Genomic DNA, 17,142 nt, shown 5'->3' on the forward strand with positions numbered 1-17,142 from the left:
TCCTGCTTGCAGTGCCGAACGTCGATGACGACTGTCGGCCTGATCTGGGCCCAGTCCACCTCTGGTGTCATCGGCCGCGACGGCGGCATCCCCTGGCGGCTGCCCGAGGACCAGGCGCGCTTCAAAGACCTCACCATGGGCCACACCGTCGTGATGGGCAGGCTGACGTGGGAATCGCTGCCAGCCAAGGTGCGGCCACTGCCGGGGCGCCGAAACGTCGTCGTCACGCGGCAGGCCGGTTACCCGGCCGAGGGCGCTCAGGTCGTCCCGTCATTCGACGACGCGCTCACCGGCGACGACACGTGGGTGATCGGCGGCGCGCAGATTTACGCGCTGGCACTGCCGATTGCGACGCGGTGTGAAGTCACCGAGGTCGAGATCGACTTGCGGCGGCAAGACACCGATGCAGTCGCGCCGGTGCTCGACGAAAGCTGGCTCGGGACCAGTGGAGACTGGCTCACCAGCAGCTCCGGGTTGCGTTATCGGTTCGACAGCTATTTGAGGCAACGCCGGTAAGGCGCTTGTCGGTGGTGTGCTGCACGATGACGAGATGCCGCCGACTCTGACGGGCGCCCAGGCGCGCCGCATCGCTGTCGCCGCGCAGGGGTTCGCGGAGCCGAAGCCACGGGGCCCAGTCACCCGTGCACACCTGCGGCGGCTCATGGCGCGCATTCAGGTGCTGCAGCTGGATTCGGTGTCGGTGGCAGTGCGCGCCCACTATGCGCCGGTGTTCAGCCGGCTCGGCCCGTACGACCGCGATGTGCTGGATCGTGCCGCGTGGAGCCACTCGGCGCGCTCACCGCGGCTGCTGGTCGAGTACTGGGCGCACGAAGCCGCCTTGATGGCGGTCGACGACTGGCCGTTGCTGCGCTGGCGGATGCGTGAGTACACCCGCGGCCGGTGGGGAAACGTCAAGAAGAATCCGCGGCTCGCCGACGACATCATCGCCGCGGTGAAGGAACTCGGGCCGTCGACTGCCGGCCAGATTGAGGCGCATATAGGCGCCGAACAGCGTGGCCGCAAGGGGCCGTGGTGGGATCGCAGTGACACCAAGTGGGTGACCGAGGCGCTGTTCGCCTCCGGAGTGCTGACGACCGAGACGCGTGTCGGGTTCGCTCGCCACTACGACCTTGTCGAGAACGTGCTGCCACCCGAAGTGTTGGCCCGAGAAGTTGATGAGGAGAAAGCAGTCCGCGAGCTCACGCTAAGGGCGGCCGCGGCGCTCGGTGTCGGAACGGAGGCCTATATCCGCGACTATTTCCGGTTGTCTCCGAATCGGTCGAAGCCCGCGATCGCCAAGCTCGTGGCGGACGGGGAGTTGGAGCCGGTCGAGGTCGTCGGCTGGACAGCGCCTGCGTATTTGCCTGCGGGCCAAACCATTCCGCGACGAGATCGCGGCACGGCGCTGTTGTGCCCGTTCGATCCGTTGATCTTCTTTCGGCCACGGGTGGAGCGGCTGTTCGATTTCCACTACCGCATCGAAATCTATGTGCCAAAGCCCAAGCGCCAATTCGGTTACTACGTATGGCCTTTCCTGCTCGACGGACAACTCGTCGGCCGCGTCGACCTCAAGGCGGAGCGCACCGAGGACAGGCTGCATGTCGTGGGGGCGTTCTCCGAGGATGGGCAAGACAAGTCGCGGGTTGCCGCCTCCATGGTTGAAGAATTACGCACGATGGCGAATTGGCTTGGGCTATCCGACGTCACGATTGGGAAGAACGGGGAGCTGACTAAGGATCTGAGGCGGCTGACCAGCTAGAGGACTGTTCAGAGGGTTCGTCAGGAATTGTGATATGCGGCGCGGCAGGGGTCGGCAAGAATCGCGTCGCCCGCGAGAGCTGGTCGCGGCGGTCACGGCCAACCGCGAGGAGCTCGCCGCGTCGTTGCCCAAACGCATGCCGCCCCAAGCTAACCCTGGTTCTGAACCGCCGGCGTAATGCCTTCGCCACGCACCGTGCGCTCGTCGCTAAGGTCCGGCACGCCGCGGCCGCGCACCTTGTTGACGATGAACACCACCGTGCCGACGGCCAGCCACACGAGGCCGCCGATCTTCGCGAGGTAATCCGCGTTGAACAGCACGTACCCGATGATCAGAAAGCCGAGCGTCGGCACTACGAGGTGCAGCAGGTAGTTCTTCGACTTCTTGCGCCCGATGTAATACCAGACGACCGACACGTGCAACAGGCAGAAGGCAAACAGCGCACCGAAATTCACCAGCGACGAGATCAACGCGATCTGGCCGACGAAGAACAGCACGAGCACCACGCTGATTGCGCTGACCACCAGGATCGCGGCCATCGGCACCTGACGGGAGCTGACCTTCGACAGGAAGCTTGGCAGCTGGCGGTCACGGCTCATCGAGTACAGCAGCCGGCTGGTCGCGGCCTGCGCGGCCATCGCGTTGGCGAAACCGACGGCCAGCACGTTGACGACGAAGAACGCATTCATCCAGCCGGTGCTCGACGCAGCCTCGACCAGTTTGAAGAACGCGTTGCCTGCCTCGTCGTCGCTGAACGACTCACGCCCACCTGCCAGCAGGCTGGCCAGCCACGTCTGACCGATGAACAGGAACGCCACGATGAACAGCGCCCCGATCATCGCCTTGCCCGCCGGGTTCTTCTCGCCGGTGGACTCCTCGGCGAGCGTCGAAATGCCGTCAAAGCCAAGGAAACTCAGGACCGCGATCGACAACGCTGCGGCAATCAACGGCGCACTGACGGTGTCGGGGTTCCAGATCGGCGTGGTGCTCCAGTGCACGTTGGGCAGCGAGTTGCCGTTGATGGCACGCACCGCGATCACCACGAAGATCGCCAAGAAGACCAGTTCGAGCGCCAGGAACAGCCGGTTGGCGATCTTCAGCGAGTCGACACCGAGCAAGTTGATCACGGTGTTGACGGCGACGAATACCAGCGCCCACATCCATCTCGGCGTGCCGGGGAACAACCCGATCATCGATTCAGCGGCCAACACGTACAGCAGCGTCGGGATCAGCAGGTAGTCCAGCAGGATGGCCCAGCCAGCGAAAAAGCCTGCGCCGGGATGGATTCCGCGGCCGACATACGAGAAGACCGAGCCTGCCAGCGGGAAGGATTTCGCCATCTGCGCGTACGCCATCGCCGTGAACACCATGGCGACCAAGCCGATGAGATAGACCAGCGGCACCATGCCCCCGGCACTGTTGTACACAACGCCGAAGATCGTCCAAGGCGCGATCGGCACCATGAAGATCAGCCCGTAGACGAGCAGGTCGACGGTTGCCACCGAGCGGTGCAATTCCTGCTTGTAGCCGAAGGATTCGAGCGTGCGCTGACCGTCCATGAGCGTCCTATCGAGATTGGAGGGGTGGCTAGACGCGGGCTACTGCGTCGTGGTTGGCGAGGAAGTCGGCGACGACAGCGCGAAACTCCTCGGGCTTTTCGAGATGCGAGCAGTGGCTGGTGTCGGGAAATACGTGGCTGACTGCGCCGGCGATGTGATCGACGTAGGGCTGCCAGGCCGCGGGGGTCGCCTCGTCGAACTCACCGGCGATCACCAACGTCGGCGCCGTGACCTTGGACAGTCGGTCGATGATGCTCCAGCCACGCAGTGTGCCCCAGACGTAGAACTCGTTGGGGCCGTTCATGGTGTGGTAAACCGTCGGCTCCGCCTCCATCTGCGTGATGGTGTCGATCAGATCCTGCGGCATGGGTTCGACCCGGCACAGGTGGCGGCGGTAAAACTCGTTGGTCGCCTCCAGGTACTCGGGATCGGTGACGGTATCCGCCTTCTCGTGACGGTCCAACGCGGCCTGCGTTTCCGAGGGCAGCTGTGCGCGCAACTCCGCGCAGCCGGCCATCCAAAGCTCCATCGAGGCGGGGGAGTTGCAGATCGACACAGAGGCGAGCCCGGGCGGCTGCCGCACCGCGATCTCTGCGCTGAGCATGCCGCCCCACGACTGGCCGAGAAGGTGGTACTCGTCGATGCCCAGCGCTTCGCGCACGGTATGGAACTCGTCGACGAACAGTTCGGGGGTCCAGAAATCAGCTGGGGCGTCCGGCAGGTGGGTGCTGTTGCCGCAGCCGATCTGGTCGTAATGGATGACTGTGCGGCCGGTCTCCGCTGCGAGCTCAGCGATGTTTCGCACGTAGTTGTGCGCCATGCCCGGGCCGCCATGCAGGACGAACAGGGGAAGGGCACCGCTGCGCGCGTCGTCGGGCGCGGTGATCTGCACCCAGGTTTCGTGGCCACGGAACGGCACCGGCCTGGTCGTAGAAGTCATGGCGCTCAGAATGAACCCGTAAAGGTCTCATGACAAGACCATTGACCGAGATTTAACATTTTGGGCATGGCGCACAACGGTGCACCCGCTTCGCCGGGGCTGCTGCACCAGCAGTTAGACACCTCGTCCCGGGTGGACGAGATCACCGACCGGCTGGTCACCGCGATCGCGATCGGTGAGTACCTGCCCGGTGCGCGGCTGCCGGTCGAACGCGATCTCGCCGCCTCGCTGGGGGCGGGCCGCATGACGGTGCGGGCTGCGCTGGCGCGGCTCGTTGAGCGGGGCCTGCTGGAAACGCGCCGGGGCCGCGGCGGCGGATCGTATGTGCTCGACCAGTGGCCGGAGTCGTCCACCGATGTGGTGGGCCGCACGCTGCGGGGGCGGCTCGACGACCTGCGCGACCGCTGCGACGCGCTTTGCCGACTGCAGGGCACGGTTTGTCGCGCCGCCGCCGAATCCCGATCCGACGACGACGTATCTGTATTGCGAGCGAGATTCGAGGCGTACCGAACAGCCGAGAGCGGCCTGGAAGCGCAGCAGGCCGACAGTCGATTTCACCTCGCGATCATGGACGCCGCCCACAACGACGTCCTCAAGCAGCTCCTGCTCGATCTCAAGGCAACGGTGAGCATCGGCTCACCCGCCCACCTGTGGGGTGAACCAACGACCATGCGCACCATGGAATTACGTGCTCTCCATGAACACGAGCAGTTGGTGCAGGCGATCGCCGACGGCCGAGGGGACGACGCCGACGAGCTGGCGCGCCACCACGGCGCGATCGACTTCGAGCTCATCACCACGGCCATGCGCCGCGCCGGCGCGCTGACCGACTGAATCCACCTCGGCAAAGGCCACGTTAGGGTGTGCCCGTGGCTGAGACCGCGCCGCTGCGCGTGCAACTGATCGCCAAGACCGAGTTCTTGGCGCCGCCGGACGTGCCGTGGAGCACCGACGCCGACGGCGGCCCTGCGCTGGTGGAGTTCGCCGGACGCGCGTGCTATCAGAGCTGGTCGAAGCCGAATCCGAAGACGGCGACGAACGCCGCGTACCTGCGTCACATCATCGATGTCGGCCACTTCTCGGTGCTCGAACACGCATCGGTGACCTTCTACATCACCGGCATCTCGCGGTCGTGCACGCACGAGCTGATCCGTCATCGCCACTTCTCATATTCACAGCTGTCGCAGCGGTTTGTGCCTGAGCACGATGCGCAGGTGGTAGTGCCACCCGGCATGGAGGACGACAAGGAGCTGCAGGACATCTTCACCGCAGCGGCCGACGCCAGCCGGGCGACCTACACCGAGTTGCTGTCCCGGCTGGAGGCGAAATTCGCCGACCAGCCCAACGCGGTGCTGCGGCGCAAGCAGGCGCGGCAGGCGGCTCGCGCTGTCTTGCCCAATGCGACCGAAACGCGCATCGTGGTGACCGGAAACTACCGGGCCTGGCGGCATTTCATCGCGATGCGGGCCAGCGAGCATGCCGATGTCGAGATCCGCAGGCTGGCGATCGAGTGCTTGCGCCAGCTCATCGATGTCGCACCGCAGGTTTTCTCCGACTTCGAGGTCTCCACGCTGGCGGACGGGACTGAGGTGGCAACGTCGCCGCTGGCGACCGAGGCCTGACGGCGCCGGGGGTATATAGCTACGGAACCGTGAGGTCCAGCGGGTAATCTGTGCCCCGTGAGTACCAGCGGATTCGACGTCACCGCCCGTTTGGGCACCGTGCTAACCGCTATGGTCACTCCCTTCAAGCCCGACGGGTCGCTGGACACCGACGCCGCGGCCCACCTCGCCACCCATCTTGTCGACGCTGGCTGTGACGGCCTCGTGCTGTTCGGCACCACGGGGGAGTCGCCGACCACCACCGACGACGAGAAGCTGACGCTGCTGCGCACGGTGCTGGAGGCCGTCGGTGACCGGGCACGGATCGTCGCAGGGGCGGGCAGTTACGACACCGCGCACACCGTTCATCTCGCGAAGGCATGCGCGGCCGAGGGTGCGCACGGCCTGCTGGTCGTGACGCCGTACTACTCGCGCCCGCCGCAGGCCGGGTTGCTTGCGCACTTCACAACGGTGGCCGATGCCACCGAGTTGCCGGTCATTCTGTACGACATCCCGCCGCGGTCGATGATCGCAATCGAGTGGGACACCATCCGCACGCTGGCCGAGCATCCGAACATCGTGGCCGTCAAGGACGCGAAGGGCGATCTGCACGGCGGCGGGCAGATCATCGCCGAGACCGGGCTCGCGTATTACTCCGGTGATGACGCGCTGAATCTGCCGTGGCTGGCGATGGGCGCCGTCGGCTTTATCAGTGTCTGGGGGCACCTGGCGGCCGGACACCTGCGAGACATGTTGTCTGCGTTCAACTCTGGAGACGTTGCCACGGCGCGCAAGATCAATGTCACCCTCGGCCCACTCAGCGGCGCACAGGCCAGGCTCGGTGGGGTCACCTTGGCCAAGGCGGGACTGCGCCTGCAGGGTATCGAGGTCGGCGATCCACGATTACCTCAGATTCCGGCCACCGCCGACCAGATCGAAGAGCTGGCCGCCGATATGCGTGCCGCCGCGGTGCTGCGGTAGTGAACGAAGAACTCAAACCGCCGGGGCCATTGGCCCCAGGTGGTCTGCGGGTTACCGCGCTGGGCGGAGTGAGCGAAATCGGCCGCAACATGACGGTTTTCGAGCATCTCGGCCGGTTGTTGATCGTCGACTGCGGCGTATTGTTCCCGACCCACGACGAGCCCGGCGTCGACCTGATCCTGCCCGACCTTCGGCACGTCGAGGACCGCCTCGACGACGTCGAGGCGCTGGTGCTGACACATGCACACGAGGACCACATCGGCGCGATTCCGTTCCTGCTCAAGCTGCGTGGCGACATCCCGGTGGTCGGCTCGAAGTTCACGCTCGCGCTGGTGGCAGAGAAGTGCAGGGAACACCGGATCAAGCCGGTGTTCGTCGAGGTGGATGAGGGGCAGAGCTCTCAGCACGGCGTGTTCGAGTGCGAATATTTTCACGTCAACCACTCGATCCCCGGGTGCTTGGCAATCGCGATTCACACCGGTGCTGGCACAGTGCTGCACACCGGTGACATCAAGCTCGACCAGCTGCCGCTGGACGACAAACCGACCGACCTGCCGGGAATGTCTCGGTTGGGTGATGCCGGAGTCGACTTGTTCCTTTGCGACTCAACGAATTCCGAGATCCCCGGCGTAGGGCCGTCGGAAAGCGAGATCGGGCCGAACATGCATCGGCTGATTCGCGGCGCCGAGGGACGGGTCATCGTGGCTTGCTTCGCCTCCAATGTAGCCCGCGTGCAACAGATCATCGATGCGTCGGTAACGCTGGGCCGCAAGGTGTCGTTCGTGGGCCGGTCGATGGTGCGCAACATGGGAATCGCCAAGGAGTTGGGGTACCTGCGGGTAGCAGATGACGACGTGATCGACATCGGCGCGGCGGAAATGATGGCGCCGGAGCGGGTCACGCTGGTCACCACGGGCACGCAGGGTGAGCCGATGGCCGCGTTATCGCGGATGTCGCGTGGCGAGCATCGCAGCATCACGCTGACGTCTGGCGACCTGATCATCATGTCGTCGTCGCAAATCCCGGGTAACGAGGAGGCGATCTACGGTGTGTTGGATTCGCTGGCCAAGATCGGGGTCCGCGTCGTCACTAATGCCCAAGTGCGGATCCATGTTTCGGGTCATGCCTATGCCGGCGAACTGCTATTCCTGTACAACGCGGTGCGACCGCGCAATGTGATGCCCGTGCACGGCACGTGGCGGATGATGCGGGCGAACGCCAAGTTGGCCGAGCGGACCGGTGTCGCAACGGAGGCGATCATGTTGGCGGAGAACGGTGTCAGCGTCGACCTCGTCGCGGGCAGGGCGAGCATCGCGGGTGCGGTGACGACCGGGAAGATGTTCGTCGACGGGTTGATCACCGGCGATGTCGGCGATGCGACGCTGGGCGAACGCCTCGTTCTCTCTTCAGGTTTCATCGCGGTGACGGTCGTGGTGCAGCGCGGCACCGGCAAGCCGGTCGCCCCCGCGCATCTGCACTCGCGGGGCTTCTCCGAGGACCCGAAGGCGCTGGAACCGGTGGCACGCAAAGTCGAGGAAGAGCTGGAATTCCTTGCCTCCGAGAACATCACCGAAGTGACGCGCATTGCCCAGGCGGTGCGTCGCGTCGTCGGCAAGTGGGTGGGCGATACCTACCGCCGACAGCCGATGATCGTGCCGACAGTCATCGAGATCTGACGCTGGCCGGCGAACATGATTTCCTCCCAGGAATCACGAGCGGGACGTTGACGTCGCAATCGCTGTGGGCCGCGTGCATCCACGCGTCCTGGCACGCCGCGGGTTTTCACGATTCGCCGTCGTGCCGATCAACCACATGAGCAGGCCGAATAGGCGTCGTTCGCTACTTCTTGCTCGGCGGGCTGGGGGCTAGGGGCTAGGCCTTCTCCGCGTACCCCGACCACTCGAGCTGGGATGCGGCTAGAGAGCGGCCCGTCGGCCGAATGTAGTGGCGCAAAAAGTAATCCGGTCCGGCTTGCTCAATGAGCCGCCAGCCGTACTGCGCGATGAAGCCTGAAACCTCGTCGGGATCCAGCCCGAAATGCCAGACCTGCTGCCGCTGACGGAAGCGCTTGTAGAGGATCGCGGCGTCGTACATGTTTGTGCCCTCGATGAAGTCCCTGCGCACATACGTGAACGCCAGCCGGCTGCCGGCCGGGGCGTCCTGCAATGCGACGAGCGTCGCCCTGACCGCGCCCTCGGTCAGATACTGCGTCACGCCTTCCCAGATGAAGAACGTTCGTGCGCCGGCGCGGTAGCCATTTGCTGTCAGCGTGCTCATCAGATCGTCGTGCTCAAAGTCCACGGGCACCAGGTGAACCGAGGCGGGCGCCCCTCCGACCGCGCGCTGCACCGCAACCCGCTTACGGTCGATGTTGACCGGCAAGTCCACTTCGAAGACGGGGAGGTCGGACCGTCGAGCCGGGTGGTATGCCCTGGTGTCCATGCCCGCACCCAGAATGACGACAGCCTCGATGTTCCCGAGGTCCTCCTCGAGCTTGTCGTCGATATAGCGTTTGCGGCACGTGATGAGCGACCACGATCCCGGCACGGCCCGCTCACCGAGAGATATTGTCATGCGGCGCAGCGGCTTCCACCGCATCGCACGAACCAACGCGCGTTGGCCGGCGGGCAAGATCGACAGCGCGAGATCGTCATCGACCAAGCGGCGTTCGGCAGGCTCGTACTGCTCGATGGCCACCTGCACCATCGGGCCGAAGGCGGTCTGCGCAGCAGGATTTTGCGCCATGGTCAGCGTTTGTTGGCGTAACCCGCGTCGACCGGCAACGTCACGCCGGTGACGTAGCGGGCCTCGTCAGAAACCAGCCAGGCGACCGCGGCCGCGATGTCTTCCGGATCGAGCACCTGCACCGGCATTGCGTTGCCCATGTCCGGTGGTCGTTCTGACTGGGCGAGCATGTTGGAAAGCCACTGCCGGGTGTGGTCATTGTCGATCATCGGTGTCAGAACGCCGCTGGGGTGAATCGAGTTCACTCGAATGCTGTGGGGTGCAAGGTGATTGGCATACGCCCGCATCAGCCCGACCACACCGTGCTTCGCGGCCGTGTAGCCCAGCGAGCCGGGGTCGCCGCCGCCGATCCCGACCAGGCCTGCAGCAGAGCTGATCAGCACGATTGATCCGCCCTCACGTTGTTCGACCAGACGCGGCATCGTCGCCTCGACCGTGTTGTGTACGCCGGTGAGGTTGACGTCGATGACATCCCGCCAACCCTCTGCACCCGACTCCATCGGCGCGATTCCGGCGTTCGCGACGACGATGTCGAGTCGGCCCAACTCGTCCAACCCATCTTGCACCGCAGAGGTCAACGACGCTTGGTCGCGAACATCGGCCTCCCGCGCGACGATTCGCGCACCGGTGTCCTCGACGAGCTTGACCGTGGCGGCCAGGTCGTCGGCAGTGGCCATCGGATAGGGCACCGACGCGATCTGGTCGCAAATGTCGACAGCGATGATATTCGCTCCGTCGGAGGCCAACCGCAGCGCCTCGGCGCGGCCCTGACCGCGGGCGGCGCCGGTGATGAACGCGACTTTGCCTGCGAGCGAAGACATTACGGGCGCAGCTGGCCCTTGGCCGGATCGCCTGCGACGACAGGTTGCAGCATCTTGATGTCCGGTGCGCCTTCGAGCAGATCGCCGACCGTTCCGAACAGTGCGCCGACCGCAGGCGCGGTGCTGTGGGTCTTCAGCGCGTCCGCATCGGCCCACTGTTCGACGAAAACGAAGGTTCCGTCCGCCTCGTGCAGCGAGTACAGGTCGCAGCCAGGCTCGGAGTGCACCGCCTCAATGGCTTGCTTGCAGGCGTCGCGGACCGCATCCACCGACTCGGGCTTGGCTTTCATGGTGGCGACGACAGTGATGGGCATGGGCAGGGGACTCCTCGCTGAGTACGTGCTGGACGGTTGCCTAGCCTACCTAGCGGGTTTCGCATCGGTCAGCCGATGTCGACCCAGACGACAAACGCCGCCGCGGCCGCCGCGGCCAGGATGAGCGCCGTCGTGTCGACGGGACCCAGGCGGGTGGGCTGCTTGCGGCCGACGCGAACCTCGCGCGCGATCAGGAACAACGGGAACGTCACGCTGATTGCGATCAACAGCCCGCCGGCGATGTAGAGCCAGACGAACCTCACGCCGTGTTGTCTGGCTTCGATCACCATCAGTATTGCCGCGGCGATCGAAAACAGGACGATGTCGACGGTGATCGACCTGGACGCTGGGTTGACCTTGGTGTCTGTCCAGAAGCCGCCCAGCCCCGAGGGAGTGTCGAGATACGCGATGTTCTGACTCCAGGTGGCGATCAGGGCAGCGATGGCAATTACGCCGTAAGCGGCGCAGAGAACCTTGCTTGACGTGGGAAGGACCGTTTCCGGCTCGGTTGTGGTCATTTCGGCACGGTAGAGCCCGCGGGCGCCCGAATTGATACGTTTCTGTGACCCGTGTGGCACATGGTGAATACGGGGCTGGTGCGACTAGGCTGGGAGGCATGCCAAGTAAGACCGCCGCCCGCTCCGGTGGCCGTTCGAGCAGGTCAAAGGCCGGCTCAAGAGGTGGGGCCCGCCCGGCAGCCCGCCGCAAGCCGGCGCCGCGGCGCAATCCGTCGGCCGTTTCGTCGGCGGGCGCGACCGTCGGCCGCGGCGTCCGCGCCGGCTGGTTGATGGTGGCCAAGGGGGCGGGTTCGACCGCCCGGTCCGTCGGCCGCGCCCGCGACCTCGAGCCCGGCCATCGCCGCGACGGCATCGCGCTGGCGCTCCTGGGCATCGCCGTGGTGATCGCCGCCAGCTCGTGGTTCGACGCCGCGCGTCCCGTCGGCGCGTGGATCGACACCTTCCTTCGCGTCCTGATCGGCTCGGCCGTCGTCCTCGTTCCGATCGTCTTAGGCGCGATCGCCGTCGTATTGATGCGTACCGAACCGGACCCCGACGCCCGGCCGCGGCTCATCCTCGGCGCAGCGATGATCACGCTGCCGTTCCTCGGCTTGTGGCATTTGTGGGCGGGTGCACCGATGAACCCTGTCGAGCGCCAACACGCCGCAGGATTTCTGGGCTTCGCCATCGGTGGTCCGCTGTCCGATGGGCTTACTGCGTGGATCGCCGCGCCGCTGCTGTTCATCGGTGTGCTGTTCGGTCTGCTGCTGGTGACCGGCACGACGATCCGCGAAGTGCCCGCGACGCTGCAGCGGATGTTCTCCGCGCGCGCATTCCGCGGTGAGGTCTACGACGAGAACTACTACGACGACGAAGGGCCGACCAGCGATCAACAGCCGGAAGACTTCTCGGACGGCTACTACGACGACCCGGCCTCGTATACGGAAGACGAGCCGCAGGCCTGGCCGAGCGGCACGCCGATGGAGAACTATCCGATCGACGACGAGGCGCCAACGGTTCCGGAGCCGACGGCCAAGACCCGCAAGAAGAAGCCGGCCAAGAAGCAGGCCATCGTCATGGACCGGGTGGTCGACGGGCCGTACACGCTGCCGTCGCTGGATCTGCTGATCGCCGGTGACCCGCCGATGCGCCGCAGCGCCGGCAACGATCGGATGATCGAGGCCATCACCGAGGTGCTCGAGCAGTTCAAGGTGAACGCCGCCGTCACCGGTTGCACCCGCGGGCCGACCGTCACCCGTTACGAGGTCGAGCTCGGCCCCGGGGTCAAGGTCGAGAAAATCACTGCGCTGCAACGCAATATCGCCTACGCGGTGGCGACCGAGAGCGTGCGCATGCTGGCACCGATCCCCGGTAAGTCTGCGGTCGGCATCGAGGTTCCCAACGTCGACCGCGAAATGGTGCGGCTGGCCGACGTGCTCACCGACCCTGGCACCCGTAGCGATCACCATCCGCTGGTGATCGGCCTCGGCAAAGACATTGAGGGCGAATACATTTCGGCCAACCTCGCCAAGATGCCGCACCTTCTGGTGGCTGGCTCAACGGGTTCGGGCAAGTCCAGCTTCGTCAACTCCATGCTGGTGTCGCTGCTGGCGCGTGCCACCCCGGAAGAGGTCAGGATGATCCTGATCGACCCGAAGATGGTGGAACTCACGCCGTATGAAGGCATTCCGCACTTGATCACGCCGATCATCACGCAGCCGAAGAAGGCCGCGGCGGCATTGGCGTGGCTCGTCGAGGAGATGGAGCAGCGCTACCAGGACATGCAGGCGTCGCGCGTGCGTCACATCGACGACTTCAACAAGAAGGTGCGCTCCGGCGAGATCACCGCGCCCCTGGGCAGCCAGCGGGAGTACAAGCCGTATCCCTACATCGTCGCGATCGTCGACGAGCTGGCCGACCTGATGATGACCGCGCCGCGTGACGTCGAGGACGCCATCGTGCGGATCACCCAAAAGGCGCGTGCGGCGGGCATCCATCTGGTGCTGGCCACCCAGCGGCCATCGGTCGACGTCGTCACTGGCCTGATCAAGACCAACGTGCCGTCGCGGCTGGCGTTCGCGACGTCATCGCTGACCGACAGCCGCGTCATCCTGGACCAGCAGGGCGCCGAGAAGCTCATCGGCATGGGCGACGGGCTGTTCCTGCCGATGGGCGCGAACAAGCCCCTGCGTCTGCAGGGCGCGTACATCACCGACGAGGAGATCCACGCCGTCGTCGACGCCACCAAGGCGCAGGCCGAGCCCGAATACACCGAGGGCGTCACCAAGGCGAAGACCAACAGCGAGCGCACCGACGTCGACCCTGATATCGGCGACGACATGGACGTGTTCCTACAAGCCGTGGAGTTGGTGGTGTCCAGCCAGTTCGGCTCGACGTCGATGCTGCAGCGCAAGCTGCGGGTCGGTTTCGCCAAGGCGGGCCGGTTGATGGACCTGATGGAGACCCGCAACATCGTCGGGCCCAGCGAGGGCTCCAAGGCGCGTGAGGTGTTGGTCAAGCCCGACGAACTGGCGGGCACGCTGGCGCTGATCCGTGGCGGCTCCGACGCCAACGGCGGCGACGACGCGGACGAGGCCGACTAGCCCATGCCGACGCCGATGTCCCCTTGCAGGCCGACCCGCACATCCGGTGGCGGCGGCAGCAGCGGCGGCTGGAGCCCGACGCACTGATTGTCGATCACGGCGGTGCAGTCTCCCGGAGCGGTGCATCCGTCCATCACGATGGGACCGTTGCCGCATTGCGGTGGACCGGCTTGCGCGGGCGCCGACGCGATCAGTCCCGCCGCAGCCATTGAAGCCGCGACGCAAACAACCAACGGACGCCGCACACCGGTAACGGTACGCGTCAGAGCGTCAACAGCATTCGGGTATTTCCGAGGATGTTGGGCTTGACGTAGGACAGGTCCAAGAACTCCGCGACGCCCGTGTCGTAGGAGCGGCACATCTCCTCGTAGACCTCTGCGGTGACCGGTGTGCCCTCGATCTCCTCGAAGCCGTGCCGGGAGAAGAATTCGACTTCGAAGGTGAGCACGAAGATCCGCTCGAGGTGTAGTTCTCTGGCGACGTCCAGCAATCGGTCGACGATCGCGTGGCCGACCCCCTGACCCCTAACCTTCGGGTGTACCGCGATGGTGCGGATCTCGCCGAGGTCCGACCACAGCACGTGCAGCGCGCCGCAGCCGATCAGTTCACCGTCGGCTTCGGCAATCCAGAACTCCTGGACCGCCTCGTAGAGCGTGACAAGATTCTTCTCGAGCAGGATCTTGCCGGAGTAGATGTCGACGAGCTCTTTCATGGCCGGAACGTCGGACGTGCGGGCACGCCGGACGACAATCCGCTCGGACACCGACGAGCCCTCGGGCGAGGAGGCATCGGACACCGACGAGCCCTCGGGCAAGGAGGGATCGGACACCGACGAGCCCTCGGGCGAGGAATCATCGGACACTGTGCTCACACGTGCGAGGGTATCGGTTTGCTCAACCGATATTCTGTTGCGGTGTCGGGGCAGCCAGATATCGATCCGGTGGTTCCGCGCGCCCGCGTCGCGAACATCGCCAACATGCTCACCGGCGTGCGAATGGTGTTGGTGCCGGTTTTCCTCGTCTTGCTGTTCGTCGGCGACGGTCATGAAACATTTTGGCGGATAGCCGCATTCGTCGTCTTCGCGGTCGCGGTGATCACCGACCGATTCGACGGCGCGTTGGCCCGCAGCTACGGGATGGTGACGGAGTTCGGCAAGCTGGCCGACCCGATCGCCGACAAAGCGCTCATCGGAGCGGCGCTGATCGGGTTGTCGATGCTCGGCGACGTTCCGTGGTGGGTGACCGTGGTGATCATGGTTCGTGAGATCGGCATCACTGTCCTGCGTTTCGCGGTGTTGCGCCACGGTGTCATCCCGGCCAGCCGCGGCGGCAAACTGAAGACCCTCGTCCAGGCCGTCGCGATCGGCCTCTTCGTGCTGCCGCTCTCGGGGCATTGGCTGACCGGCGCATGGGTGGTGATGTGGGCCGCAGTGGCACTGACGGTGCTCACCGGCGTCGACTACATCGTTTCGGCGATCAGGGATTCGCGTGGACGACCCGCTGGTCACTGAGGATGCTCGCGCGCTGGTCGCCGACCTGACCATCCGCAGGCAGAGCGTTGCGACCGCCGAATCGCTGACCGCTGGGCTGCTCGCCGCCACCCTGGCCGGGGTGGCCGGCGCCAGCGTGGTGCTGCGCGGTGGCCTGATCACCTACATCGAGGACACCAAGATCGCGTTGGCAGGGGTAGCGCCCCAGCTGTTGGATGCGGTCGGACCGGTCGCCGCCCCGACGGCGCGTGCCATGGCCGTCGGAGCCAGGCAGCGGTGCGCGGCAACCTGGGGCGTCGGGCTGACCGGGGTGGCAGGTCCAGAGCCGCACGGCGGCCATCCGGTGGGCACCGTTTTCCTCGGCCTCGCCGGGCCGGTGGACACCGAGGTCGTCGAGCTGGCTCTGCCCGGTTCTCGCTGGGAAATCCGGGTCGCCGCCGTGAATGAGGCCGTCGCTCGGTTGCGGGCTCTTGTGGAAGCACAGTGATCTGAGCCATCCGGGAACCAACACGGCGCCGTGCAGCGTTGCCCTAATAATCAACGCCCAATCGGGGAAGGAGCCCACGATGAGCGCTTGCGCGAGGAGCAGACGACCATGACGGCATTGCTGCGCGAGGTGATCGGCGACGTGCTGCGTCGTGCCCGCACCGACCAGGGCCGCACCCTGCGTGAGGTCTCCGATACCGCCCGGGTCAGCCTCGGCTACCTGTCAGAGGTGGAACGTGGCCGCAAGGAGGCCTCGAGCGAACTGCTCAGCGCTATCTGCGGCGCCCTGGATATCCCGCTGTCGCGGGTGCTCTCCGACGCGGGCGAGGAGATGGCGCGCGAGGAACTGGCGGCGCCCGCGCGCGTCGGCGCCACCAATATCGATGCCACGACGAAGGTCGTCATCCCGCAGGTCGTGTCGATGGCGGTGGCCTGACCGGCAAAACGGCCGCACAGGGTGTAGCGATCTGTGCGAAACCGATAAGTTGGCAGACAGCACACACAACGACACAAAGGCGGAAGTGATCTGATGGCCAATCCGTTCGTCAAGGCGTGGAAGTACTTGATGGCGCTGTTCAGCTCCAAGGTGGACGAGTACGCCGACCCGAAGGTGCAGATCCAGCAGGCCATCGAGGAGGCTCAGCGCCAGCATCAGGCACTGTCGACGCAGGCGGCGCAGGTCATCGGTAATCAGCGCCAGCTGGAGATGCGGCTGAACCGCCAGCTCGCGGACATCGAGAAGCTGCAGGTCAATGTGCGCCAGGCGTTGACGCTCGCCGACCAGGCCACCGCCAGCGGTGATGCCGCCAAGGCGACCGAGTACAACAACGCCGCCGAGGCCTTCGCCGCTCAGCTCGTCACCGCCGAGCAGAGCGTGGAGGACCTCAAGACGTTGCACGACCAGGCGCTGCAGGCGGCCGGACAGGCCAAGAAGGCCGTCGAGCAGAACGCGATGGTGTTGCAGCAGAAGATCGCCGAGCGCACCAAGCTGCTGTCTCAGCTCGAGCAGGCCAAGATGCAGGAGCAGGTCAGCGCATCGCTGCGGTCGATGAGCGAGATCGCGGCGCCGGGCACCACGCCGAGCCTCGACGAGGTGCGCGACAAGATCGAGCGGCGCTACGCCAACGCCATGGGCTCGGCGGAGCTGGCGCAGAACTCGGTGCAGGGCCGGATGATGGAAGTGCAGCAGGCCAGCGTGCAGATGGCCGGGCATTCCCGGCTGGAGCAGATCCGCGCCTCGATGCGAGGCGATCAGCTGCCGGCCGGCGGCACTACGGCCACCGCGCCGGCGACGCCGGTGGCCGATCAGCAGCCGGCACCGGAAAATCCGCTCTCCCAATAACTTTC

At 65.6% G+C, this 17,142-nt stretch carries 19 protein-coding genes; 11 read left to right on the top strand and 8 right to left on the bottom strand.

The genetic code is table 11. The annotated features are described in order from the left end of the window. Positions 1-24: 24 nt before the first annotated feature. A complete protein-coding gene (locus MYCSM_RS12030; protein ID WP_015306426.1) occupies positions 25-516 on the top strand; it encodes a dihydrofolate reductase in 492 nt (163 codons plus the stop codon). Between the two features lie 34 nt (positions 517-550). Then, positions 551-1,759 carry a winged helix-turn-helix domain-containing protein gene (locus MYCSM_RS12035; protein WP_041313868.1) on the top strand — a complete coding sequence of 403 codons (1,209 nt, stop codon included), beginning with the start codon at positions 551-553 and terminating at the stop codon, positions 1,757-1,759. Between the two features lie 149 nt (positions 1,760-1,908). Here MYCSM_RS12035 and MYCSM_RS12040 read toward each other — a convergent pair whose 3' ends face one another. Both MYCSM_RS12040 and MYCSM_RS12045 read right to left on the bottom strand, forming a co-directional pair. Next, positions 1,909-3,318 carry an APC family permease gene (locus MYCSM_RS12040; protein ID WP_015306428.1) on the bottom strand — a complete coding sequence of 470 codons (1,410 nt, stop codon included), beginning with the start codon at positions 3,316-3,318 and terminating at the stop codon, positions 1,909-1,911. Between the two features lie 28 nt (positions 3,319-3,346). Further along, positions 3,347-4,258, bottom strand: coding sequence for a proline iminopeptidase-family hydrolase (locus tag MYCSM_RS12045; protein WP_015306429.1), 912 nt, complete (start codon positions 4,256-4,258; stop codon positions 3,347-3,349). A 66-nt stretch (positions 4,259-4,324) separates the two neighbouring features. On the opposite strand from MYCSM_RS12045, the gene MYCSM_RS12050 reads away from it, so the two are divergent. Genes MYCSM_RS12050 through MYCSM_RS12065 form a run of 4 tightly spaced genes read left to right on the top strand, consistent with a single transcriptional unit; the run spans position 4,325 to position 8,516 of the window. Then, the gene (locus MYCSM_RS12050) at positions 4,325-5,092 is read left to right on the top strand and encodes a FadR/GntR family transcriptional regulator (protein ID WP_015306430.1); all 768 of its coding nucleotides are present in this window, start codon (positions 4,325-4,327) and stop codon (positions 5,090-5,092) included. A 35-nt stretch (positions 5,093-5,127) separates the two neighbouring features. Further along, entirely contained in the window at positions 5,128-5,880 is a 753-nt protein-coding gene (gene thyX, locus MYCSM_RS12055; protein ID WP_015306431.1) for an FAD-dependent thymidylate synthase, read from the top strand. A gap of 57 nt (positions 5,881-5,937) precedes the next feature. Continuing rightward, positions 5,938-6,840, top strand: coding sequence for a 4-hydroxy-tetrahydrodipicolinate synthase (gene dapA, locus MYCSM_RS12060; protein ID WP_015306432.1), 903 nt, complete (start codon positions 5,938-5,940; stop codon positions 6,838-6,840). Further along, positions 6,840-8,516: a ribonuclease J gene (locus tag MYCSM_RS12065; RefSeq protein WP_015306433.1), complete on the top strand. Its 1,677-nt coding sequence runs from the start codon at positions 6,840-6,842 to the stop codon at positions 8,514-8,516. Before dapA ends, MYCSM_RS12065 begins: the two co-directional genes overlap by 1 nt. Positions 8,517-8,712: 196 nt before the next feature. On the opposite strand, the gene MYCSM_RS12070 is transcribed toward MYCSM_RS12065, so the two are convergent. The 4 genes from MYCSM_RS12070 to MYCSM_RS12085 all read right to left on the bottom strand — a co-directional run bounded on the left by MYCSM_RS12070 (position 8,713) and on the right by MYCSM_RS12085 (position 11,238). Beyond that, positions 8,713-9,585, bottom strand: a complete 873-nt coding sequence (locus tag MYCSM_RS12070) for an SAM-dependent methyltransferase (protein ID WP_015306434.1) — start codon at positions 9,583-9,585, stop codon at positions 8,713-8,715. A 2-nt stretch (positions 9,586-9,587) separates the two neighbouring features. After that, positions 9,588-10,406, bottom strand: a complete 819-nt coding sequence (locus MYCSM_RS12075; RefSeq protein ID WP_015306435.1) for a mycofactocin-coupled SDR family oxidoreductase — start codon at positions 10,404-10,406, stop codon at positions 9,588-9,590. Further along, entirely contained in the window at positions 10,406-10,720 is a 315-nt protein-coding gene (locus MYCSM_RS12080; protein ID WP_015306436.1) for a putative quinol monooxygenase, read from the bottom strand. The genes MYCSM_RS12075 and MYCSM_RS12080 overlap by 1 nt, the downstream gene beginning before the upstream one ends. A gap of 68 nt (positions 10,721-10,788) precedes the next feature. After that, positions 10,789-11,238, bottom strand: a complete 450-nt coding sequence (locus tag MYCSM_RS12085) for a DUF2834 domain-containing protein (RefSeq protein ID WP_015306437.1) — start codon at positions 11,236-11,238, stop codon at positions 10,789-10,791. 98 nt (positions 11,239-11,336) lie between these two features. On the opposite strand from MYCSM_RS12085, the gene MYCSM_RS12090 reads away from it, so the two are divergent. Next, the gene (locus MYCSM_RS12090; RefSeq protein ID WP_015306438.1) at positions 11,337-13,820 is read left to right on the top strand and encodes an FtsK/SpoIIIE family DNA translocase; all 2,484 of its coding nucleotides are present in this window, start codon (positions 11,337-11,339) and stop codon (positions 13,818-13,820) included. On the opposite strand, the gene MYCSM_RS12095 is transcribed toward MYCSM_RS12090, so the two are convergent. Both MYCSM_RS12095 and MYCSM_RS12100 read right to left on the bottom strand, forming a co-directional pair. Further along, positions 13,817-14,065, bottom strand: a complete 249-nt coding sequence (locus tag MYCSM_RS12095) for a hypothetical protein (protein ID WP_041311915.1) — start codon at positions 14,063-14,065, stop codon at positions 13,817-13,819. The two genes, MYCSM_RS12090 and MYCSM_RS12095, sit on opposite strands and share 4 nt — an antisense overlap. A gap of 17 nt (positions 14,066-14,082) precedes the next feature. Further along, positions 14,083-14,583, bottom strand: a complete 501-nt coding sequence (locus MYCSM_RS12100) for an amino-acid N-acetyltransferase (protein ID WP_198345076.1) — start codon at positions 14,581-14,583, stop codon at positions 14,083-14,085. A gap of 150 nt (positions 14,584-14,733) precedes the next feature. Here MYCSM_RS12100 and pgsA point away from each other — a divergent pair, with 150 nt between their 5' ends. The 4 genes from pgsA (at position 14,734) to pspA (ending at position 17,137) form a co-directional block, all read left to right on the top strand. Continuing rightward, positions 14,734-15,330 (top strand): CDP-diacylglycerol--glycerol-3-phosphate 3-phosphatidyltransferase, encoded by a 597-nt coding sequence (pgsA, locus tag MYCSM_RS12105; RefSeq protein ID WP_015306441.1) that lies wholly within the window; start codon positions 14,734-14,736, stop codon positions 15,328-15,330. Beyond that, the gene (locus MYCSM_RS12110; RefSeq protein ID WP_015306442.1) at positions 15,308-15,796 is read left to right on the top strand and encodes a CinA family protein; all 489 of its coding nucleotides are present in this window, start codon (positions 15,308-15,310) and stop codon (positions 15,794-15,796) included. The genes pgsA and MYCSM_RS12110 overlap by 23 nt, the downstream gene beginning before the upstream one ends. 108 nt (positions 15,797-15,904) lie before the next feature. After that, positions 15,905-16,231: a transcriptional regulator ClgR gene (gene clgR / locus MYCSM_RS12115; RefSeq protein WP_015306443.1), complete on the top strand. Its 327-nt coding sequence runs from the start codon at positions 15,905-15,907 to the stop codon at positions 16,229-16,231. A gap of 93 nt (positions 16,232-16,324) precedes the next feature. Beyond that, entirely contained in the window at positions 16,325-17,137 is an 813-nt protein-coding gene (gene pspA / locus MYCSM_RS12120) for a phage shock protein PspA (RefSeq protein WP_015306444.1), read from the top strand. Positions 17,138-17,142: the final 5 nt, after the last annotated feature.

Origin of the sequence: Mycobacterium sp. JS623, assembly GCF_000328565.1 — a bacterium.
Taxonomy (GTDB): Bacteria; Actinomycetota; Actinomycetes; order Mycobacteriales; family Mycobacteriaceae; genus Mycobacterium.